20 protein-coding genes are annotated in these 22,379 nt (G+C 68.7%); 2 read left to right on the top strand and 18 right to left on the bottom strand.

Annotation, left to right across the window (positions count from 1 at the left end):
• Together AC07X5_RS11780 and AC07X5_RS11775 are read left to right on the top strand one after the other, a co-directional pair.
• The coding region (locus tag AC07X5_RS11780; RefSeq protein ID WP_494770293.1) for an Ig-like domain-containing protein at window positions 1–2,882 on the top strand (2,882 nt) is incomplete at its 5' end.
• Window positions 2,883–3,006: 124 nt separating this feature from the next.
• The gene (locus tag AC07X5_RS11775) at window positions 3,007–3,438 is read left to right on the top strand and encodes a hypothetical protein (protein ID WP_409956098.1); all 432 of its coding nucleotides are present in this window, start codon (window positions 3,007–3,009) and stop codon (window positions 3,436–3,438) included.
• An 18-nt stretch (window positions 3,439–3,456) separates the two neighbouring features.
• On the opposite strand, the gene AC07X5_RS11770 is transcribed toward AC07X5_RS11775, so the two are convergent.
• From AC07X5_RS11770 to AC07X5_RS11685, 18 genes are all read right to left on the bottom strand, one after another.
• Window positions 3,457–3,951, bottom strand: coding sequence for a hypothetical protein (locus tag AC07X5_RS11770; RefSeq protein WP_494770292.1), 495 nt, complete (start codon window positions 3,949–3,951; stop codon window positions 3,457–3,459).
• Window positions 3,952–4,068: 117 nt separating this feature from the next.
• Entirely contained in the window at window positions 4,069–6,000 is a 1,932-nt protein-coding gene (locus tag AC07X5_RS11765) for a YhgE/Pip domain-containing protein (protein WP_494770291.1), read from the bottom strand.
• Between the two features lie 290 nt (window positions 6,001–6,290).
• Window positions 6,291–6,680 carry a DUF5329 family protein gene (locus tag AC07X5_RS11760; RefSeq protein WP_494770290.1) on the bottom strand — a complete coding sequence of 130 codons (390 nt, stop codon included), beginning with the start codon at window positions 6,678–6,680 and terminating at the stop codon, window positions 6,291–6,293.
• A gap of 130 nt (window positions 6,681–6,810) precedes the next feature.
• Entirely contained in the window at window positions 6,811–7,185 is a 375-nt protein-coding gene (locus AC07X5_RS11755) for a hypothetical protein (protein ID WP_494770289.1), read from the bottom strand.
• 47 nt (window positions 7,186–7,232) lie between these two features.
• The gene (locus AC07X5_RS11750) at window positions 7,233–8,438 is read right to left on the bottom strand and encodes an amino acid ABC transporter substrate-binding protein (RefSeq protein WP_494770288.1); all 1,206 of its coding nucleotides are present in this window, start codon (window positions 8,436–8,438) and stop codon (window positions 7,233–7,235) included.
• 32 nt (window positions 8,439–8,470) lie between these two features.
• Window positions 8,471–9,277: a nuclear transport factor 2 family protein gene (locus AC07X5_RS11745; protein ID WP_409956092.1), complete on the bottom strand. Its 807-nt coding sequence runs from the start codon at window positions 9,275–9,277 to the stop codon at window positions 8,471–8,473.
• Window positions 9,274–9,642: a MoaF-related domain-containing protein gene (locus AC07X5_RS11740; protein ID WP_409956091.1), complete on the bottom strand. Its 369-nt coding sequence runs from the start codon at window positions 9,640–9,642 to the stop codon at window positions 9,274–9,276. The genes AC07X5_RS11745 and AC07X5_RS11740 overlap by 4 nt, the downstream gene beginning before the upstream one ends.
• A gap of 109 nt (window positions 9,643–9,751) precedes the next feature.
• Window positions 9,752–10,135 (bottom strand): hypothetical protein, encoded by a 384-nt coding sequence (locus tag AC07X5_RS11735; RefSeq protein WP_409956090.1) that lies wholly within the window; start codon window positions 10,133–10,135, stop codon window positions 9,752–9,754.
• Window positions 10,136–10,150: 15 nt separating this feature from the next.
• Entirely contained in the window at window positions 10,151–10,303 is a 153-nt protein-coding gene (locus AC07X5_RS11730; RefSeq protein ID WP_409956089.1) for a phospholipase D-like domain-containing protein, read from the bottom strand.
• Window positions 10,304–10,464: 161 nt separating this feature from the next.
• The gene (locus AC07X5_RS11725; RefSeq protein ID WP_494770287.1) at window positions 10,465–11,229 is read right to left on the bottom strand and encodes a helix-turn-helix domain-containing protein; all 765 of its coding nucleotides are present in this window, start codon (window positions 11,227–11,229) and stop codon (window positions 10,465–10,467) included.
• Between the two features lie 461 nt (window positions 11,230–11,690).
• Complete coding sequence (locus AC07X5_RS11720; RefSeq protein ID WP_409956087.1) at window positions 11,691–12,134, bottom strand: hypothetical protein; 444 nt, start codon at window positions 12,132–12,134, stop codon at window positions 11,691–11,693.
• 7 nt (window positions 12,135–12,141) lie between these two features.
• On the bottom strand, window positions 12,142–13,533 hold the full coding sequence (rimO, locus tag AC07X5_RS11715) for a 30S ribosomal protein S12 methylthiotransferase RimO (protein WP_494770286.1): 1,392 nt from the start codon (window positions 13,531–13,533) through the stop codon (window positions 12,142–12,144).
• A gap of 251 nt (window positions 13,534–13,784) precedes the next feature.
• A complete protein-coding gene (locus AC07X5_RS11710) occupies window positions 13,785–14,786 on the bottom strand; it encodes an AraC family transcriptional regulator (protein WP_494770285.1) in 1,002 nt (333 codons plus the stop codon).
• 23 nt (window positions 14,787–14,809) lie between these two features.
• Entirely contained in the window at window positions 14,810–15,628 is an 819-nt protein-coding gene (locus AC07X5_RS11705; protein ID WP_494770284.1) for an oxidoreductase, read from the bottom strand.
• Between the two features lie 255 nt (window positions 15,629–15,883).
• Entirely contained in the window at window positions 15,884–16,300 is a 417-nt protein-coding gene (locus AC07X5_RS11700) for a hypothetical protein (protein ID WP_494770283.1), read from the bottom strand.
• Window positions 16,301–16,473: 173 nt separating this feature from the next.
• Entirely contained in the window at window positions 16,474–18,669 is a 2,196-nt protein-coding gene (locus AC07X5_RS11695; RefSeq protein WP_494770282.1) for a DNA/RNA non-specific endonuclease, read from the bottom strand.
• A 231-nt stretch (window positions 18,670–18,900) separates the two neighbouring features.
• The gene (locus tag AC07X5_RS11690; RefSeq protein ID WP_494770281.1) at window positions 18,901–21,003 is read right to left on the bottom strand and encodes a site-2 protease family protein; all 2,103 of its coding nucleotides are present in this window, start codon (window positions 21,001–21,003) and stop codon (window positions 18,901–18,903) included.
• A complete protein-coding gene (locus tag AC07X5_RS11685) occupies window positions 21,000–22,373 on the bottom strand; it encodes an efflux RND transporter periplasmic adaptor subunit (protein WP_409956080.1) in 1,374 nt (457 codons plus the stop codon). Before AC07X5_RS11685 ends, AC07X5_RS11690 begins: the two co-directional genes overlap by 4 nt.
• Window positions 22,374–22,379 lie beyond the last annotated feature (6 nt).

Genomic DNA, 22,379 nt, shown 5'->3' with positions numbered 1-22,379 from the left:
ACGGCACCTACAAGGCGGGCGACACCGTCAGCCTGCAGGTCAATTTCAGCGAAGCCGTCACCGTCACGGGCACGCCCCAGCTCACGCTGGAAACCGGTGCCATCGACCAGGTGGTGAACTACGCCAGCGGCAGCGGCACCAGTGCCCTGACCTTCACGTACACCGTGCAGGCCGGTGACACCACGGCCGACCTGGACTACCTGGGCACGATGGCATTGGCATTGAACGGCGGCACCATCAAGGACGCGGCGGGCAACGCCAGCACGCTTACGCTGGCGGCGCCCGGCGCGACCAGCTCGCTGGGCAACAACAAGGCCATCGTGATCGACGGCGTGTCCCCCCAGATCACCAGCGTCAACTCCAGCACAGCCAACGGCACCTACAAGGCGGGCGACACCGTCAGCCTGCAGGTCAATTTCAGCGAAGCCGTCACCGTCACGGGCACGCCCCAACTCACGCTGGAAACCGGTGCCATCGACCAGGTGGTGAACTATGCCAGCGGCAGCGGCACCAGTGCCCTGACCTTCACATACACCGTGCAGGCCGGGGACACCACGGCAGACCTGGACTACCTGGGCACGGCGGCGCTGGCGCTGAATGGTGGCACCATCAAGGATGCGGCGGGTAACGCCAGCACGCTTACGCTGGCAGCGCCCGGCGCGGCCAACTCGCTGGGTAACAACCAGGCCCTGGCCATAGACGGAGTGGTACCGGTGCTGTCCTCCAGCACGCCGCTGGACAATGCCGCCGGCTTCAGTACCACCGCCAACCTCATGCTGAACTTCTCCGAAAACGTGGTGGCAGGGGAAGGCCTGGTGCTGCTCAAGAACAGCGCCGGCACGCTGATCGAGCAGTTCGATGTCACATCCGGCGAGGGCAGCCTGAACGGCAGCCTGAGCATCACCGGCGCTGCGGTCACCATCGACCCCCATGCCGACCTGGCCTACGGTACCAGCTACTACCTGCAGGTCGGGAGCCTGGCCTTCCAGGACGGCGCTGGCAACGCCTTTGCCGGCATCTCCGATGCCGAAGGCCTGAACTTCACCACGGTGGCCGCCCCAGCCCCCGCGCCCGCCCCGGACCCAGCGCCACCTGCGCCGTCACCGGCACCGACCGTGGTGGACGGAACCCCCGTACAGACCAGCACCGTGCAAAACGCGGATGGCTCCACCACGACCACGCAGAGCATTGCACCGGTCACCAGCGGCCGGCCCGAGAATGCAGGCACGCCCAACCCGCAGTTGGCCGACATACCGCTGGCCACCAGCAATGGTGAGACCCTGCTGCAGATAGGCCTGCCCACCGGGGCGGGCGCCACATCGCAAGGCTCCGAGCAGGCCACCAGCCCTGCGGCGCTGCGCCTGCAGCTTGTCACCGCCGCAGGGGCCGCTGGAGCGGGCGGGCTGGTGGACGCCATCGACTACTACCTGGCCACCGTGCCCAATGCGGGCCAGGTCGTCGTGCGCACTATCACCCTGGCGACCACCCCGGGCATCGCACCGGGCCAGCCCATCGCCATCACCGGTGCCGACGGCACCGGCGAAGGCAGCACCGCGCACCCTGACCGCCAGGAAGCCGTGGTGATCGACGCGCGCGGACTGCCTCTGGGCTCCGTGATCCAGCTGGACAAGGTGGAGTTCGCTCTCATCATCGGAGCCGTCAGGGTCATCGGCGGAGCAGGCCAGAACATCGCCAGCGGCGATGGATCGGCCCAGTGGATCGTGCTGGGCCCCGATGACGATGTGATCCATGGCGGCGCCGGCAACGACGTGGTGGGCAGCGAGGCCGGCGACGACCAGGTATACGGCGATGCAGGCGACGACATCGTGTTTGGCAGCGCCGGCAATGACCTGCTCTCCGGCGGCACGGGCAGCGACAAGCTCAACGGCGGCACCGGCTTCGACGTGGCGATCCAGGAGGGGGCGCGCACCGACTACACCGTGACCCTGGAGGGCGCAGGCATCAAGCTGACCCATACCGCCTCGGGTGTCTCGGAATGGCTGGTGGATGTGGAGCAGGTGCGCTTTGCCACCGGGCCCAGCCTCACGGTGGCGCACAGCGCGGCCGAGGAAGCCGGGGCCTACCTGTTCCAGAAGTGGCTGGGCCGCGATCTCACGCAGAGCGAAGGGGCCATCATCCAGACGCTTGCGGGCCAGAGCGCCGAGCAGGTGGCCACCCTCTTTGCCCAGGTGTTCCCGACCCAGGCTGCAGGCAAGACGGCTGCGCAACTTCTGGAGGGCATGGCCAGCGCAGGGGCCATCCGCGTGGATGCCGTGCGCGATGTCATCGTGAACGGCGATGCCGGCAACAACACCGTCAGCCCCGCATTGGGCCTGGCGCGGTTTGTGGATGGCGGTGCAGGCATCGACACCGTGGTCATCCCGGCCACGCTGGCCCAGACCTTCGTGCAGGCCAACGGCGCGGGCAATTTCACGTTGCAGCGCCTGACCGATGGGGCGATGCTGGGCGTCACAAATGTGGAGCGGTTCAGCTTCAGCGACACCAAGCTGGCGCTGGACCTCTCCGGCAATGCCGGCCAGGCAGCCAAGCTGCTGGGCGCGCTGGCCGGACCGGGGGCCCTTTCCAACAAGGGCCTGGTGGGTGAGGTGATCCGCCTGCTGGACGCTGGCGCCACCAGCCAAACCGTTGCGGGCCTGGGCCTGCAGCTGTTGGGGGCGAGCACCCCCACGCAGATTGCGCAGACGCTGTGGACCAGTGTGGTGGGCCGCGCGGGCACGGACGGTGAGCTCAAGCTGCTTACCGACCTGATGGCCGGGGGCACCGGTGCTGCCGAACTGGTGGTGATGGCGGCCAATCTGGACCTCAATGCAGCCCGCATCGATCTGGTGGGGTTGGCGGCCAAGGGGATTGAGTTCGCCTGAGCGGCGGGTTCCCGTCGGGGCCCTGCGGCCGGGTGTACGCCTTGGCGCCATCTGCCCTGGGCGCACGGGGGCCCGGGGCCCGTTGAATTCTTGCGGGCGTCACAATACCAGCGGACAATCCAGCATGGACTTGTCTGCCGATCTCCGAGCACTCCTTCCCCGCTGGCGGATCGACGGCGCTGACATGCTGCCGCCCAGCGATCCCGCGCACATCGAGGCCGTGTTTTCACGGCTGGGCCAACCCGCCACCGCCGAAGTGCTCACCCTGTACACCACCCTGGGCGGCATGGCGACCATGGACGGCGAGTTCTGGCGCTTGTGGTCGCTCGGCGAGGTCGAACGTGCCAACCAGGGCCCGCCCTCCGAATGGGGTGTGCAGTTTGCCGACTTCCTGACCCACAGCCACGTTTTTCGGCTCCGCACCACAGACAGCGGCCAGTCGGAAGTATTTGCCGACTCCCTGCAGCTTGGTAGCCCGCCCGTGCGCGTGGCGGCTTCGCTCAGCGAGTTTTTTGCCCTTTACCTGCAGCGCCCGGAACAGGTGCTGCAGCGCTGACCTGGTGGGGCCGCCCAGTCACACCGTGCCGGCCATGGTCAGCAACTGGCGCACCTGGCCCGGCAACGGTGCGCATTCGCCGCGCCCGAACCAGGGCCCCCAGCCCCCCAGTATCTTGCGCGAGAACCAGCCGCCCTCAGTGCGGTAGGCCTTGACCGATGCAGCCACGGTGCCGGTTCTGCGGTCCAGGTAGTCCGTCTGCTCCACGCGGATGGGGATCATCAGCCGGCCGGCCACCGTGCCATGGCCCTTGTGGACCTGGCGCAGGTCGCGCGCATGGGCCACCCGGAAGTGGATCTGCCAGGCGTTCTCGGGCCGGCACAGCGCCTCGAACTGCCGGGCGCCGGCAATCTCGTCGGCCATGGGCGCCAAGAACAGCAGGGGTGCGGCCACCAGCCACGCCGCCACCCTCGCTCCGATGGGCACCGGGATCCGCTTCACCAGCTTGAACGCCAACGTCGACACGACGCCCGCCCAGAACAGGACGACCAGCAGGAACAGAAGGGCAGACATGGGTTCGTGCAGCGAGCGAGAGAGCGGATGAGGGCCGGACGAATCTAACACCAGCCCCCATCACCTGCCTGCCCTCCCGTCGCCCCAGCGGCCCCGGCCAGCGCGCGCCAGCGTGGCTCAGATATCCATGGCCGGTTTGTGCTCTTCCGGCGGCACGAAGCGCCATTGCCCCACCAGCAGCGAGAACACGAAGGCCCCGGCCGCGAACAAGGCCAGCACGGCCAGGGCCGTGCCCCACTCGCCGCCCAGGGCGCCGAAGGCGCTGGCGCGCACGGCCTTGATGGACCAGGTGAAGGGCAGCCAGGGGCTGATGTCGCGGTAGAAGGCGCTGGTCAGCTCCACCGGCAGCACGCCGCCGGCGGACGACAGTTGCAGCACCATGAGGATCAGCGCAATGGCCTTGCCCACGTCACCAAAGGCACGCACCAGCGCCAGGATGACGAGCATGAAGGTCAGCGAGGTGACCGCCATGGACAGCGCCAGCCCGCCCATGTCCACGGCCTTGAGCCCCAGCATCAGCCACACCATGAGCAGCACGCAGGCCGCCTGCAGCAGGTTCACGCTCCACAGCACCCAGAGCTTGCCCAGCAGCAGCGACACGCGCGAATAGCCCGCCGCCTCCTCGGGCAGGCGGCGCAGGTGGAAGATGAAGGCCGTCATCACCGCGCCCAGCCACAGCGCGATGGGGATGAAGTTGGGTGCCAGGCCCGTGCCATTGTTCTTCACCGGTGCATCGATCTCGATCTGCGGCTTGACCGAGATCGCCAGGCCGCTGGCCGTGCCCTCGAGACCAGGGCCGCCCGAGGGCAGCGAGGCTTCGAGCGTATCCAGTCCCAGCACCAGTTGCGAAGACCCGTCCTTCACCTTCAGCAGGCCCGTGCGCAGCTCGCTGGCAGCACCCGCCAGCGCCTTGCTGCCGTCCACCAACTGGTCCACTTTCGCATCGGGCGGCACCTTGGCGGCCAGGGTCGAAGCGCCGGCCGCGTAGGCGCCAAAGCCGTCGGCCATCTGGGCCACGCCCTGGGACAAGGCCCCTGCCCCTTCGGCCAGCTTCGCCTGGCCCTGGCTGGCCTGCTGCAGGCCGCCGTGCAGCTGGGTGGCACCATCGGCCAGTTGCCCCGCGGCGCCAGACACCTTGTCGCCGCCGAAGAGCAGGGATTTGGATTCGTCGCGCAACTGCCCCGCCCCATCGGCCAGGCGCTGGGCGCCGTCTTCAAGCTGCGGCAGGGCCCGGCGCAGTTCCTCCTGGCCGCTGGCCAACTGCGTGGCGCCGGCCTTCAAGGCCTGCAGGTCCGCCGCCTCGGGCTTTTTCGCATCGAGCGTGCGCGCGCCCGTGCCCAATTGCTTCATGCCGTCGCCCAACTGCGCCACGCCGCTCGACAGGTCTGCCGCGCCCTTGGCCAATTGGGCCGAGCCGCCCTCGGCCTTGCCCATGCCGCTGTGCAGCGCCACCGCCCCGGCGCGCAGGCGGGCCACGCCATCGTGCAGGCGCTGCAGGCTGTCGGCCGCCGAGGAGCTGGCACCCAGCACCACCTCCCAGCGCTTTTCGTTGAGCGATTCGTTGACCTGGTGGCCCAGCTCCTCGGCAAAGCGCTTGGCAAAGCCCGCACCCGCGTAGTTGTTACCCTCCGAGGCGAACACCACCAGCTTGCCCGCGCCCGGCGATCCCGCAGCCATGGCCCCGGCGCTGAAGTCGGCGGGAATGACCAGCGCAAACAGGCTCTTGCCCTGGCGCACGGCACGCCGGGCCGCGTCCGGGTCGCCCTCTTCGTAGAAGCCGAACTGCTGCTTGTCCTTGAGCGTCTGCGCCAGGTCCATGCCCAGGTTCACCGCCTGGCCATTGGCCATGGCGCCACGGTCCAGGTTGACGATGGCGGCCGGCAGGTTGCCGGTGTGGCTGGTGGGGTCCCACACCGATTCGAGGTAGATGAAGGCGTAGAACGCCGGGATCACCACCACGCCCAGCAGGGACCAGCGCAGCTTGGGAAAGCTGCGCAGCAGCCGCGCCTCGAGCATCGAGACGCGCAATGCGTTGCTGAACAGGCGCATGGGCGGCGGGTCGGCTTGTGTCGTGTTGTTGTGTTTTTCGGGACAAGGCGAACAGGCCCTTGCGGCGGTGCGCCACAGGCCCGGCGGATGCCCTGCCGCCATGCCCGGAGTGTGCCCTGAACCGCGCGTATCCGCAGGGATTGCCGGCCCGGCGGCACCGCGCAAATGTGTAAAGATTTATGTAGCCTGCGGCCACGCAATGGTCCTGGGGCCCGTGGCCCGCCGCACCATGACAGGGCGCCGCCTTATGGACTGCGGTGCGGCTGGCCGGGCGCGTGGGCCCGGTGCACTTACCTGGCGGCAGAGGGGGCGGCCGGGCCGCCCGCGGCGCGGATCTTCTCCAGTTGCTTGCCGAACCACTGGGCACTGGGCTGGACCGTGCCGCTGCAGCGCACCTGGTAGGCCTGGCCCGAGGCACTGCTCGACGAGGCAGCCAGCTCGATGAACTTTTCTGCGCTGGGCAGGGTGGACCGTTTTTCGATGTACTCCAGCTTGCGCAGCAAGTGCGTCCTGGCCTGCGCGGCCCCATGCCAGGAGCCATTGCGCTGGAATTCGCAGCCCGAGGTCTGGAGCGCGGCCAGCAAGGCGTCGATCTCTCCGCGCACCGGCGCGGCTGCGGGTGCCGCGGCAGAGATGCCGGCCACCAGGCCGAACCAAAGACCGATCAGAGTGCGCAGCATGTATCTCGCCGTTCCGGGAAAAGAAAGAGGGTGGCGCCCGCCCGGCGCCAGGATGGGTGGGTGGACTCGCGCCGCCTGCAGCAGCAGGCAGCCCGTGGTGGGCCCATTGTGCCCGGACTGCGCGCCCCGCTCAGTTCTTCTCGCCGGAGGTGATCTGCCCGGCCTTGACTGCGCCCTTCGTCTCGGCCTTCACCTCGGCGCGGTTGCGGCCATCGGTGCTGGGCTTGACCTTGCCATCGACCGGGTGCGCCTCGCCCCCACGCGCGATGTCGCCACGCTCCCTGGCTGCCGCGGTTTCGGCCTTGCGGTCGGCACGTGTCTTGGCGGAGTCGAGCTTGGGTTGCTGGTTGGTGCTTTCGCCGCGCGGGATGGCACCGGCGGCATTGGCGGCATTGGCTTCGGATTTCACCTGCTCGCGCGACTCGGTCTGGGCCTGGGCTGTGCTGAAGGCAAGCGCCAGGGCGGCAGCGCCCAGGAGGGTGGTGGTGGTGGGGTTGATCTTCATGGGTTTCTTCTGTGGTGGTGCCAAAAAGTTGCAGCGAAAAGTGCTGGCTAGGGCGTGCGCGCGGCGGCATACGGGTAGACCAGCGGGCCCGAGGCCAGCTCGGGTGGCCAGACCACGGCCTGCCCTGCCCCGCCCTGGAATTCGCCCAGCGCATGGCCCGCAATGCCCTGGAACTGGACCTGCAGCACGCGCGGCACGGCCCACTCCCCGCCGGGGCCGAAGCGCACCGGTCCCATGACCGTGTCGAAGGTCGCGGCACGCGCATGGGCGCCCAGTCGCGCATCGTCCAGGCCCTGGGTGGCCTGCACGGCCTGCTCCAGCACCTGCATCTGCGCGTAGGCCAGCGGCGCGGTGTAGTGGCCGAGCAGGTCGACCCCGGCATCGGCCGCGCGGCCCTGGTAGCTGGCGAGAAAGTCCTGCACGCCCGGGAACATCAGCGCCGGGCTGGGCGCCCAGTACTCGTAGTTGACGAAGCCGTTGAGCAGGGGGCCCAGCGCGGTCTTCACCGCCGTGGCCTGCGGCCCGATCATCGAGGCGCCGACCATCTTCGGCCGGTAGGCGTGGGCATGCACGGCCCGCACCAGCGCGATGGAATCCTGCAGGTACGAGCAGATGAACAGCAGGTCGCACCCGCTCGCGGCCACCGCGTCCATCACCGGGGTGAAGTCCTCCGTGGCCAGCGGGTAGACCGCCTCGTGCACTACCTCGAAGCCGAAGCGCGCGGCGTTCTGCCGGGCGCCCACGATGGGGTTCCTCGCAAACACGGCGTCGGCGGACAGCAGGGCCACCGTGCGTGGCCGCGGCACCTGCTGCGCAGCCAGGGCGAAGAAGCCCTCGGTCAGCGCCGCATTGGGGTCCGGCCCCGTGGGGATCATCGCGAAGTAGTTCGCATAGCCGAGGGCGCTGTTCACCCCCAGGCCCTGCAGCCCGATGAAGAAGCGCTGGCGCTCCATCACCAGCGGCATGGCCGGGGCGATGCTGTTGGTGCCGTAGCCGCCGATCACCAGGTCCACCCGGTCTTCGTCGAGCAGGCGCTGGTACAAGGCGGGCACGGCAGCGGCGTCGGCATGGTCGTCATGGCAGACCAGCTCCACCGGACGGCCCAGCAGGCCGCCGCGGCGGTTCACATCCTCCAGCCAGATCGCGTGCGCCAACTGCGCCGAGCGCGCGTTCGCCGCCACCGGGCCGGTCAGCGACAGGCAGTACCCGATGCGAATGGGGCCGGTCTTGGCGACTTTGGGGCTTGCGGGCATCAGAAAGACTCCTCGGGTCGGGTTGGGGGCAATCAGTGCGAGGGGTCGAGAAAGACGAACAGCGTCTTTATCCTTCCGCCCTGGAAATGGGCCACGTCCGTACCGGTGACGGCGATGCCGCCGCCTGGCAGGCTGCCCTGCCAGCGCAGGCGTCCGGTACCGTGGTGGCCCACGGCCGGCCCGACGCCGGTGAAGCGGAAATCCGGTGGCAGGTTGGCGAGCAATGCCGACACGGCCTGGCCGATGGCTGCGTGCCCCGTGACCGAGCCATGGGGTTCATGGAGCACGGCATCGGCAGCGTAAAGTGCCTGGATTGCCACCATGCGCCGCGCGGCATCGCGCTCGCTGAACACGCGCGCCAGGTTGCCCTGCATGAGCGCGTCGTAGTCCACCGCGGCGTCTTCGGGTGCTTCAAGCGTCTGGTTGGTGGCCGCCTGCACCGCGGACTCGTCGGCCGAGAACATGGCCACGCCCGCCGTGCCGGCGCCGGGCGGGATTTCGTCCTGCAGCACGTCCCAGTGCTCGGCCAGCCGTCCGTCCTCGATGCGGAAGATGTCCACCACGACCTGCGGCTTGGGCGCCCAGCCGCGGATGCGCCCGTGGATGGCGACGTACGCCCCTTCGGCGATCACCATGCCGGGTTCGTAGTACACCTCTGGCGGCAACTGCGCCACCAGCGCGGCCAGTGCCTCGCGCCCCTGCGGTATGCCGGGGTTGTGCTGCACGTAGCCCGGCGCATACAGCCGCTCGACCACCGAGGCATCCCGGCGCTGGAACAGGGCCGTCATGGCTTCGAGCACCAGGGCCCGGTTCGGGTTGCTGTCTGCGCGCCCCGTCATTGCGCGGCCCCCGTGCCCTGGCCCACCATGCGGATGGGCGCCTGCATCTTCAGGAAGCGGCCATCGGGCAGCGTGGCGTAGGAGTGAAGCACCATTTGCACAAAATCCTCCAGGTGCACCACGGTGGCGCGGCTCGCCTCCTGCCAGCTGACCAGGAATACCCCGGGGCGCACCGTGGTCACGTCGAAACGGACCGTTTCGGTTCGCGCAAACGGCCCGTCGGCAATATCGAAGCGCATTTCGCGGCCGGGCAGCGTTTTCAATCGAACCGAGAATTCATCGAACGCTGCATCGAATACCAGTCCTGCTGGATATTCGGTGGCAGTCGATATGTCCCCGGCCCCTTCAATAATCGAATTCGTCAATGGCAACCTTTCAACAATCGTTGCCGCAACTATCCCCGAGGGGGCATGGGCCGGCAATGGCCAAATTTGCGCTTCGCTGTCTGAAATTGCGGTGCTTGCATCGGGGTATTCACCCGCAAGAATGCACGGGGATGCAACAGCAGGCCCCACCGTCGCCACAGCGTGGCCTGCATGGCCTTTCGATGCTGCGGCGTGCCTTCTGGAACTCCGCGCGCAGCAGGTGGCGGCTGTTGTCCAGCAGCGCGCCACCCGGCAGCTGCGCCGCCTCCACATCGCCCCAGGCCTTGGCGGGCGAATCGGCCAAGGCCTGGGCCTGGCCGTACACCATGCCCACCCGGCCTGCGGCCAGCTCCGCGGTGGGCGGCAGGCGCCCCTGCCGGTCGGCCCCGGTGGCGGGATCTGGGGCAGCCACCCCGTCCACCCGCTGGTCGAACGCCTGGCGCAGTTGCTCTGCGGGGGCCGGCGGGCGCTGCACCGAGCCGAGCGTGCGCACCTGCGCCGCGCTCCACTACCCGTCGAACAGGCTGGCCATCTGCGGGACCACCGGGCCGGCGATGAGCACGTCGCAGTCGAAGAAGTTGTACTGCGCACTGCGCAAAAAGTACTCGTCACCCACGTTGCGGCCACCGGCAACGGCCAGCGCACTGTCGGCGCTGAACATCTTGTTCAGGCGGCGAACCGCTGGCCCACGCAGCCGCGCGCGGGAAATGGGTGGAACAGGCGCACCTCCACCTGGGGATGGGCGCCCAGGCCATGCAGCCGCAGCAGGCGGGCAGGCAAGTGCACAAGCAGCTTCATCCATCCAGTTTGACGGCAGGCCATCTACGACTTTCGCTCGCGCCGCCAGGTGGCCGGCGCCGTGCCGGCGATGCGCCGGAAGGTCTTGCCGAAATGCACCGCATCGGCAAAGCCGGTGGCCTCCGCAATGGCGTCGAGCGATGCCTGAGTACCCAGCAGCAGGGACTGCGCGCGGCGGATGCGTGCCTCCAGTTGCCAGCGGTACGGGGCAAGCCCGGTGGAGGCCTTGAACGCGCGGCTGAAGTGCCATTGCGACAGCCCCACCAGGCTGGCCAGCTCGCCCAGGGTCACATGGTCCGGCAGGCTGGTCTCCAGGTAGTCCAGCACCCGCCGCAGCTGCCAGGGAGCCAGGCGCGCGGTCGCCGGCGAGGCAACTTCGGCCGGTTTCAAAAAGAGCTGTGCGGCCAGCACCGCAGTGAGCCCGTCGCCATAGAGCTGCATGGAGGGGTCGGGGTCATCCACCACCTCGGCCAACAGCCGCACGATGCCCCAGATGCGGTCGTCGACAAACCGCAGCCGGGGGACCTCGGCCGCGCAAGCGTCGAGCCGTGAGGACAGGCGCTCGCTGAGCGCGCCAAAGTCGAACTCCAGCGTGGCGTCCTTCACATAGTGCGCATGGGCGCTGAAACCCCACACCTGCAAGCCGGCGGGCGCATACAGCATCTGCCTGCGCTGGTAGGCAATGGGGCATGGCGTGCTTTCATGCAGGCGCGGCTCGGCATGCGCGCCGGTTTCTTCCAGCACCACGCTCAGGCGCGCCTGGCCACTGCCGGGCAACGGGTGAATCACCCTGCCGTCGCAATGAAACTCCGTGACGCAGAGGGAAACACCATTCCACTGCCGCTGCAGCGGCGATACGTCCAGAATATTTTCAGGCAGCACATGGGAACCATCGACCCTGGCATTCATATGAAATCAGAAATTCCCTGCATATTCACCCTCGGCACGGAGGGTGATGATGAACACCCCCGAGCTTAGGGATGTACGCGGGACCTGACCAGGGCCTGCTAACACTTTTTTCGGGGATCGCGTTGATCGAGTCCCGCAATGGCGCCATCGTGGCCAGCCCGGCCTACCTGGCCGCGCGGGGCACGCCCCAGGTCTTGCAGGACCTGGTGGCGCACGACTGCGTGACGTTTCGCGACCCCAGTGCCCGCGCCACCTGGCGCCTGGCCGATGCAGCCGGCAGCGCCGAGGAGGTGCTGGTCACCGGCCGCTGCAGTCGGTGGTGGACCCGGACAGGGCCCGCCTCAGCACTCGTACGGTTCGATCCTGAAGACCTGCGGCACACCCGCCTGGCGGCAGCCCTGCACGCAGCGGTACACGGGCCAGTGGCGGTCGCCGCAAACCTTCTTGTTGCCGGGCACCCGGCGGTAGGTGGTGCCGGCCAGCACCGTGCTGCCATCGGCACGGCAGGCAAAGCCGGAGACCATGTCCGGGGCCAGCTGGCACTGGCTGTCGAAGGGAACCACCACGCCCGGTGCGGCAGCCTGGGCCGCGGCAAGCGGCTGCTTTGCCGCGGGCCGAAGCGGGTTCACCCACAGCATCAGCTTGCCGTATTCACAGCCCCCATCGTTGACGGTGACTTCATGGGTGGCGGAGCGGCCCGTCCAGTCTTCGGAGCAGCCGGCATGCCCTGCCCCGCTCAGCAGCAGGGCAGCCGCCAGGACCAGGCATGCGCGCAGCATCCGCATCGGAGGGTCAGATCGGCTGGGCGATCAAGTCATGCCCGCGCACGCCCACGATGCGGGCGCGCGTGAACTCGCCCACCTTCATGGTCTTGCTGATCTTCTCGGGCGGCAGCAGTTGCACCGTGCCGTCGATCTCGGGCGCATCGGCATACGTGCGTCCCACGCCGCCCTTGCGGCCCAGGCCGGGGGCCGAATCGACCAGCACCTGCATGGTGGCGCCCACGCGGCGCTGCAGGCGGGCGATGGAGACCTCTTCGGCCACGGCCATGAAGCGGGCGCGGCGTTCCTCGCGCACTTCCATGGGCAGCATGCCGGGCAGCTCGTTGGCGGCGGCGCCGTTCACGTCGCTGTAGGCAAAGCAGCCCGCGCGGTCGATCTGCGCCTCGCGCACGAAATCCAGCAAGTGCTCAAACTCCGCCTCCGTTTCGCCGGGGAAGCCAGCGATGAAGGTGCTGCGGATGACCAGCTCGGGGCAGACCTCGCGCCAGCGCTGGATGCGCTCCAGGTTGCGCTCGCCGCTGGCGGGGCGCTTCATGCGCTTCAGGACATCGGGGTGGCTGTGCTGCAGCGGCACATCCAGATAAGGCAGCACGCGGCCCGTGGCCATCAGCGGCAGCACATCGTCCACGCTCGGGTAGGGGTACACGTAGTGCAGGCGCACCCAGGCGCCATAGGGCTCGGCAATCTCGCCCAGGGTCTGCACCAGCTCCAGCATGCGCGTCTTCACGGGCTTGCCGTCCCAGAAGCCGGTGCGGTACTTCACGTCCACGCCGTAGGCAGACGTGTCCTGGCTGATCACCAAGAGCTCCTTCACGCCGCCTTCGAACAAGGCCTTGGCCTCGCTCAGCACGTCGCCGATGGGGCGCGACACCAGGTCGCCGCGCATCGAGGGGATGATGCAGAAGGTGCAGCGGTGGTTGCAGCCCTCGCTGATCTTGAGGTAGGCATAGTGCTTGGGCGTGAGCTTGATGCCCGCCACGCCGAAGCCCCCGGGCACCAGGTCGATGAAGGGATCGTGCGGCTTGGGCAGGTTCAGGTGGACGGCATCCATCACCTCCTGCGTGGCATGCGGGCCGGTCACGGCCAGCACGCTTGGGTGCATCTGGCGCACCATGTTGCCGCCGTCTTCACCGGCACGCGCGCCCAGGCAACCGGTGACGATGACACGGCCGTTCTCGGCCAGCGCCTCGCCAATGGTGTCCAGGCTTTCCTTCACGGCATCGTCGATGAAGCCGCAGGTGTTGACGATGACGAGATCCGCCCCCTGGAAGGTCTTGGAGGTCTCGTAACCCTCGGCGCTCAACTGCGTCAGGATCAGTTCGGAATCCGTGAGGGCCTTGGGGCAGCCAAGGCTCACAAAGCCGACTTTGGGTGTTTTCGTGGGGGACAGTACTTCGCTCATATCCCCGTATTGTCCCAGTTCCGGGGGAAAACGGCTATTTCAGGGGTTCTGGGGTCGCTGTGGAAGACCTGGCGGATGGACTGTGACCGCATATTTTGATGCAGGCCGGGAATCGACCCGAAGCCGAATGCCTCTGAACCTTGGAATTCGGACAGGCGGACTCAGGCTGGAAGCGGGTATTCGCAGGTGTACGGCCGGCACCCGCTATCGACCCCTTGCAGACCTTCGCTGTTGCATAGACCGGCCGTTCGTCAGCTGGCCGTTCCGTGTCGCAACCCATCGGGTGTGCAGCCGGTCCAGCCGTGGAAGGCCCTGAAGAACGAGTTCGGGTCCTCGAAGCCGAGCAGGAACGAAATCTCGCTGTTCGACAGCGTCGTCTGCGACAAATAGTGGCGCGCCAGTGCCTCACGGATTTGATTGACCAGCGACTGAAACGTCTCACCGTCTTCTCCCAGCCGACGCTGCAGCGTTCGCTTGCTCATCGCAAGGCGGCCGGCGACAGCGTCCATCGATGCCTGCCCGCTGGGCAGCGCCTCCAGCAGCAGGGCGCGCACACGTTCGCTCGTGGACGCCGTCGCGTCGAGTTCCATCAGGCGGCGGCGAAGATCGGGCTCGAAGACTTGCCAGATCCCGTCGTTGGCGGTCAGGAACGGCAGTTCGGCGTCGGAAGCTGAGAAGGTGATGCTGGCCGCCTTGCCTTTTCGGATCGGCGCGCCGAAGTAGCGTTCGTAAGCAAGCCGCGGTTCCGGGGTGGTGGGCATGGTCACCTGAACGGCCCGGATGGGTTCGCGCGTCGCCATTTGCACCAGGCGCACGAAAAACGCCAGTTCACTGGTCACCACGGCCAGCGGTGGCGTGACTCTGGCGTCCAGCCAGCGCGGGCACAGCGTCAAGGCCCCACGCTCGTCGACCGACACGTCCAGCGCCATCGGCGCCACCAACCTCTTGTAGTGAGACAGGCGTTGTGTGGCCAGCCGCAGATTCGGGCTGCACAGCGCTGCGAAGATCGGCGGCGAGAAGATCTCGGGCGTGATCGCGTCGACCAGCCGCAGCGGGAACAGGGGGTCGCCCACGGCTGCTTCTAGGCTGCGCCAGAAGTTGAAGTATTCAGCCGTGCCCAGCCCGACCTGCGGGCGCGCCAACAGATCTTCCGGCAAGCCGGCGCGGCGCATCACGTCGGCCGGCTTCACGCCCAGATCCTTGAGCAAGGTGCGCCAGCCGGCCTCCACGGGGAAGGTCTTGGCTTGTGTCATGCCTGTCTCCTTGGGGAATGCGCTCAGGCGACCTGGCTCATGATGGCCTTGTCGAAGACCCGATCGCCGAAGAACTTGCGAAGCAGGATCATCGGGCGCGCCAGCTTGCCGACGGCGTAGCGCGTGCGCGGCTTCCTGGCTGCGATGGCTTCGACGATGGCGTCCACCACCACCGAGGGCGGCGAGGCCGCGCCGGGTTTGCCATAGGAATCGCGTGTGCCCTTGGCCATGCCCTGAGCAAGCGCCTTGTACGGGCCCTGACCGGAACGCTTCAACATGGGGTTGAGCAAGACATTGCCGAACTCGGTCGCAATGATGCCGGGTTCGATGATGACCACGTCGATGCCGAAAGGTGCCAGCTCGATGCGAAGGCAGTCGCTCCAGCCCTCGATGGCATGCTTCGTCGCGTGATACCAGGCGCCCAGCGGGGTGTAGATCTTGCCGCCCATCGACGACAGGTTGACGATCTTGCCCGCACCCTTCTTTCGCATGGCCGGCAGCAGCAGTTGTGTCAGACGCGCCATGCCGAAAAGGTTGACTTCGAACTGGTAGCGCGCGTCGGCCATGCTGGTCTCTTCGACCGAGCCGTACATGCCGAAGCCGGCGTTGTTGATGAGCACGTCCACGCCGCCGTGGCCAGCGGTGATGGTCTGGACCGCCGCGACGATGTCGTCGTCCTGCGTGATGTCCATCTTCAATGCGATCGCGCCCATGGCTTGGAGGTCTTGCATCTGATCGAGTCGGCGTGCGGCAACGTAGACCGTATGCCCATCGCGCAGCAAGCGCTTGGCGGTTTCCTTACCCATGCCCGACGATGCGCCGGTGACAAGAATGGTGCTCATAGGGTTCCTCTGTTCGGTGGTGGTGCCCGTTGCGGTGGTGAACAGGCGGTGAACAGAAGTCTAGGCAGCGCGACACGGCTTGAGACTAGCAGAACGCGCCATAACACCAACCATCGGCGCCACGCTATTCACCCCAGTCGCGCCCACCTCCTGCGCGCAGGGCGAGGGCTCAAGGACTGCGTGTGGCCGAGAAAAGGGATATGGAGGGGGCTCTTCAGGGACATGAAGGCGTTTTCACGGCTGCCGCGAGCCCAGCTACCCACTCACCTCCACCCGCACGACATGCCCGCGCTCGATGAAACAGGTGAAATGGCGCCGCGCCGTGCCGTCCTGCAGGCATTCAAACGACAGATCCCAGGGCTTCAGTTCGTCGCCATCGGCCGGAATGGACAGGGCCACCCAGGCGAAGGCCTCGCGCCAGTCGGCCGGAAACGGCCGGCGCACCCAGTCCTCGTACTCGCCCACCAAAAGGTCCTCTGCCTTGTGGAAGGCTGCCTCGGGGTAGTGGACATAGCGCTCGAAGAACGCCACCTGCGCAGGCACCGGTTCCGCCTCGCCGGGGGCTTCGATGGCCAGGGTGAGGGGCCGGCCGCCGAGCTCGGTTTCGCCTTCCCAATAGGCGCCTGACTTGGTGCGCATGAGCAGCAGGTCGCCCAGCACAGGGTGTGCCATCCGGCGGCTGGCGCGGTCCGACAAGAAAAGGCGCTGAAGAAAACCCATGGCTTGCCTGTGCGATTCAATCCTGCATGGCGTCAGATGCTAGCAGGCCTGCCCCTGGCTGCCCAGCGGTCGCTGTCGAGCGGCAGGCAGCCATGCCCGCCACCGAAATCAGGCAGGTTGCAGGCTCAGGCCTGTGCCTGGTCCGCCGCCAGCACCTGCGGGTCGAACACCACGCCGGCCAGCACCTGGATCTGGGCGAGGGTGGCGCGTTGCGCCTTGAACTCGGGCAGCTCCAGCCCCTCGTAGGTGAGGCCATAGGCCTTCACCGCCGGCGTCTGGTCGAACACGTAGCCGTAGGCCTGCAGCGGTGCGTCGTTGCGCCGCGATGCGCGCACCACCACCACCTTCCAGAAGCGGGCCGGCACCTTCACCCCGGCCGTGCCCAGGCCCTGGGCGCCCAGCATGCCCTGGAACACGGGCCCGGCGAACAGCACCGCCTTGCCGCCACCGGCCTCGATCTGCTTGGCCAGTTCCACCTCGAAATGGCCCCAGATGCCGGTGGTGCCGGGCGCATACACGTTCTGGCCACTGCCGTCGCGCGGGCGCTCCTGGTTGAAGGCCTCGTGCTGCGGCGTGCAGTTGGTCCAGTGGTAGGTGTCCGAGTTGGCGTACTCCGTCTCCAGCCCCGGCGCACCCCAGCAGTTGTCCTCGCGGCGCACAACGTGGCCCCGGTCCACGCGCCGGGCGGGCTGGTAGATGTCCTGGTTGTAGAGCTGGCAGTCGGGTGGCACGCGCGGGTCGGGGCGCCAGTTCTCGCCGCCCAGGGCGGCGCGCGGGCGCGTGTCCTGGCGGGCGATGTCGCGGTAGTCCACGTTCGACGCGGTCCACTGGCACATCATGGCCTTCTTGTTCATGGCCAGCGAATAGTGGTGGTAGCGCAGCTCCAGCGGCTGGGCCGTGTCGCCCGCCTCGCTGAGGTCGAGCTCGGGCACGTCGGCATACTCGGCGTGGAACGCCTGGTAATCGGCGATGGAATACATCTGGGCCAGCAGGTCGGCATCGACGACCTGGGGCGGCGCGATGCTGCGGCCCAGAAAGCGGCGGTCGTAGCCTTTGCGCTCGGCGTAGCCGGGGTCGAAGACCAGCGTTTTCTCGGCAGCGGCAGGGGCCGGCGGTGCGGCAGCAGCCACCACGGCCACCACGGGCGCTGGCGCGGGCGCCGCCCCGGCAGCAGGCCGCACGCCCCCCGGCACCTCGCCGTAGTACTGGTGGATGGTGACCGGGCCGCTGAAGTTGAACTGGACGGGGCCCATGGGCATCGCTCCGGTAAGGGGGGTGGAAAGGGATGCGCTTTCCAGGTAGGCTGCGGGCTGCTGCACCGGGTCGCTCGTGGACGCGAGCAGCGCCTGCAGCAGCGGCTGCTCGGCCACGGACACCTGCGCCGCACGCAGCCGCTCGACGATGAAGCTCACGCGCGTGCCTTCGTTGGCCACCCAGGCGATCTCGGTCTCATCGCCGTCCTCCTGCCACACGCCGCCGCGCTGCGTCATGATCTCGCCGGCCGCGTTGAGCCGGGGCACGGCCGAGTGGTGCAGGCCCACCAGTTCCCAGTCCGTGTTGAACACCGGCGACCCGGAGGAGCCGCGGTCGGTGTCGGCCTCGTACTGCAGGTAGCCGCTGTCCAGGATGTCCACCAGCTTGTTGTCGGAGATGGCGAACTGGCGCTCGCCCCCGCCCGGGTGCTGCACCAGGTTGACGGGCTGGCCGGTCAGCACCTTGCCGGTGGCCTCCACCAGGCGCAGAAAGCCCAGTTCGGACAGCAGCTCGTTCTCCAGCCCGCGCTCCTTCACCGCGACGAGCGCGAAGTCGAGTCTGGCGTCGGAGAAGAAGAAGCGCTCCGGGTCCAGCTCATAGTGCTTGCCGGGCCGCACGCCCTTGTCGTCGCGCACATGGTGGAAATTGGCGGCGAAACCCGCCGCATCGCCCCGCACCTGGAAGACATGGTGGTTGGTGAGCAGCAGGCAGGGGTGCACCAGGAAGCCCGTGGCCACGCCCTGCGGCTCATACCCGCGGCCAGGCAGGGTCACGATGCGCGCGACCGGCGCGGCGGCCTTGCCCGCCTGCACGCTGGGGGCGAAGGGAACCGGGTCCCAGGTGCCGTTGATGGTGCGCTCGGTGAAGCGGCTGGTGCCGGAGAGCTTGCGCGCCTCGCGGGCAGTCCATTCCACCTGCCGCTTGGGCGTGTCGGCCGCGCCGATGCCTTTGTCGCGAATGCGCCGCAGGCCCTCCTCGCGCTGCGCCGTGCGCTCGGCCCAGCGCTTGGCGGATTGCCGCCACAGCGCGTGCCGCGCCTCCAGAATGCGCCCCATGATCGACGACATACCCCCTCCTTGCGCACGGCATCCGCCACGCACCGTTGGTTGAACCGCGCCAGGCGGTTGGCGTTGCACCAGGGCGATTTCTAGCGCAGGAATGTGACAAAGGCATGTTTTATTTGGCAGGCCATGCCTTCAGCCCGGTCTTGCGGACACCACGGGGCCTCCGTTCCGGCGCGATGCAGGGCCTGCCCCTCCACCTGCGCAGACCGTCCTGCGCCGGCCACCGGGCGCTGGTCAGAACCCGCTCTCGCGCACCGCCACCGCAGCCAGGCGCTTCAAGGTGCGCAGCAGCACGCTCTGCGCCTCGGCCTCGATGCTCACATGCCCGCGCGCCTCCCGGGCCTGGGGCAGGGGCTGTGCCAGGCGCAGCCGCACGCGGTACAGGGCCTCCACCGGGGTGGTGGCCGACTGCCCTTCGGTCTGCGTGGCGATGGGCCCGCCGTAGCGGGCGGCCAGCATGGCGTGGGGCAGGCGGGCGGTGCGGGTGGTGTCGATGCTGACGACCGTGGCGTCCACGCTGTTCCACTGCTGGTGCAGGCGAAAGCGCGCGTGCGCGCCGGGCACGATGCGCTCGACCTCGCGCTGCTCCACATAGGCGTCCACCACCCAGCTCGAAGGGTCGAGCAGCACGCCCAGTTGCGTCTTGGTGCCCACCCAGGTGCCGGGCTGCACGGCGGGGTCCACATCGGCCCACTGGCCGGCGAAGTCCGCGGCGATCTGCAGGCGGCCGGTCTCTTCCAGCACGGCCTCGGCTTCGGCCAGTTGCTCCTGCAGCCGGCCGGTGGCGGTCTTTTGCTGCTCCATGCCGCGCTCGTCCGCGACCAGGCCGGTCAGGCGCTGCTGCAGCGCTTGCACCAGGGCATCGGTGCGCACTTCGCGCGCGGCCAGGTCGGGCGCCTCGAACTGGGCCAGCGGGGCGCCCTGCCCCACCGCCCCGCCGGGCGCAACGCGCGTGACGCGCGCCGCAAACGGGGCGAACACCAGCTGCTGGCGCTCGGCGCGGGCCACGCCGGAGGCCTCGACCTGGGTCGGCCACGGAACGGCCAGCGCGACCAGCAGCGCGGCCGGTAGCATCCACAGCACAAAGCGCCTGCCCGGGCGCACCTCGGACCAGCGCTGGCGCCAGACGGTGATTTCAGACCAGAGGGGACGCACGATGAACCACACCACTTCCACGGCAAACAAGAAAATGCCCAGCACCTTGAAGAACATCAGGTACACGGCGACGGCGATGCCCAGGAACACCACCAGCCGGTAGACCCAGGTGAACACCGCAAAACCCACCAGCGCACGGCGCTGGCGCGCGGTCACGGGCTCCGGGTCGGGCTCGTCCCAGCCCAGCAGGGTGCGGCGCAGCCAGGCGCGCGCGATGGCGCCCGAGCGCTCGTGCAGGTTGGGGTAGTCGAGGAGGTCCGAGGCGATGAAATAGCCGTCGAAGCGCATGAACGGGCTGGCGTTCAGGGCCAGCGACAGCACCCAGCCGGTGGTCGCCAGGTAGAGCATGGCCTGGCGCAGCGGGCCGTCGTCCAGCAGCGCCCAGGCCAGCGTGGCCAGGCCCGCCAGCGCCATCTCCACCGCAATGCCGGCCGACGAGATCGCCAGCCGCTGGCGCGGCGTGCGCAGCTTCCAGGACTCGCTGGTGTCGGTGTAGAGCATGGGCCACAGCACCACCAGCGCCACGCCCATGTGCGCCACGCGCACCCCGTGGTGCGTGGCCACGAAGGCATGGCCCAGCTCGTGCAGGGTCTTGGAGACGGCCAGCGCGATCAGGAAGCCCAGGATGCCGCTGGGCGAGAGGATGTCCATCACGCCATGGGTGAAGCTGTCCCACTGCCGCGCCACCATCACGATGCCGAGCAGCGAGGCCAGCACGATGGCCGCGATGCCCGGCCCCGAGCACAGCGGCCGCACAAAGGGCAGCAGCGCCGCCAGCCAGCGCTCGGGCCGTACCAGGGGAATGCGGATGAACAGGTAGTGGTGCAGCCACCAGCGCCAGTGCAGCCAGCCCGGCCCGCCGGCCTTGGCCGCCAGCCGGGCCAGCGCCTGGTCCGAGGGGCGCACCAGCTGGTGCTGTGCCAGGAAGCGGCCGAAGTCCTCCACCAGTTCCCGGTCGGCATACAGGGGGGTGTTCTCGGCAATGTCGCGGGCGATGGCATCGGGGTCGCCCGGCCAGCGCACCAGGCACTCGAACTCCAGCCAGCCGATGCGAAAGAAGCGGTTGGTCACCGGGTCCTGGATGGACCAGGCCGGGGCGCCGTCCCTGTCGGGCGCCGCCTCGTGCAGGCGCAGGTCCTCGCGCAGGGGCAGGCCGCGCAGCGCCGCGTCGGGGCTGTTCACCAGCCGGTCCATTCGCGCACCGAGGCCAGGGGCCGGCGCAGCAGGTAGTAGCCCAGGAAGACGCGGCTGCCATAGATCTTGGCCGTGCCGCGCAGGCCGATGCGGGCCTGCTGGGTGCGGCCCGGGTCCTCGTCGAACACGGCGCGCAGGCGGTAGCTGGCCACGCCTTCGGGCGTGACGATGGCCTGGTAGCTGGTTTCGGACACCTTGGCGTCGAACGGGGCCAGCGGCATCACCGTGAGGAACAGCTTCACCGTGGCCCCGGGCTCCAGCGCAATCGCGTCCGCCGCGGGCAGGTTGATCATCACCCCGGGCTTGGCCGGGTTGGCCAGCAGCATGATGCGCTCGCCCGTGGTCACCGGGCGCCCGAGCCATTCGTCCGCGTCGGCAAACACCGCCACGCCCGCGCGCGGGGCCACGATGTCCACGCGCGCCAGCTGGGCGCGTATGGCCTCGAGCTCGGCGCGCTTTTCATTCGCGCGGCCGGTCAGCAGCGCCAGGTCCGACTTGCTCTGGAAGCTGTCGAAGGCCTTCTGCGTGGCCACCTGCAGCTCCGCATCGGCCACCGCCACGGACTTCTGCGCCACTTCGAGCCGGTTGCGCAAGGTGGTGTCGTCCAGCGAGAACAGCACCTCCCCGGCCCTCACGTTCTGGTTGGGCCGCACGTGGATGGCCTTGACCACGCCCTCGATGGGCGCCGTGACGGCCTGGGCGTCGAGCGAGATCACCTCGGCCGGCGCCAGCGAAGAGTGGCGCACGGGGATGAAGAGCAGCGCCACCACGGCCGCCAGCAGCGCATACCGGCGCGTTCGCCCCAGGCCGCTCCAGCGGCTGCGCCACGACGAGCGCGGCTTGCCCGCCAGCATTTCCCAGCAATAGCCCCAGGTGGCGGCCAGCCGCGCCAGCGCCTGCGCCACGGGTGCGGGGGGTGCGGCGTCGAGCAGGAAGACGGCCCACCCCAGGCGCTCGCCCGAGCGCCGGGCAATCGGCTGCACCCACACCCCGGCGGGCCACCATTCCTGCCAGCCATCGAGCAGCCCGGCCGGCATGCCCCTGGCGGGGCCGGGCTGGGCGATCCAGGCCGGCCCGTCGCCCTCGCACTGGGCACGCAGCCAGGGCCAGGCCCGGCGCAGCCAGATCAGGTAGGGGCTGTCCTCGGCCGGGCGCGCCAGCCCCGACACCGTGAGCAGCGTGGCACCTGCGCTGTCGCCGCCAAACAGCAGGGCCTGGCGGAAACCGAGCAGGCCGTAGCTGTCGTTGGCGATGCCAAAGCCCAGCTCGCTGACCGTGTTGGCAGCGCGCGCGCGGGCTTCGAGGGCGGTGACGATATCGGCCAGGCGCGGCTGGACCTGCGCTGCAGGGGCGCTCATGGGGTC

Source organism: Acidovorax sp. GW458-11-26-14-TSB4, assembly GCF_059423865.1.
The sequence above is the reverse complement of the archived record's forward strand: the minus strand, read 5'-3'. Positions and strand labels throughout refer to the sequence as shown.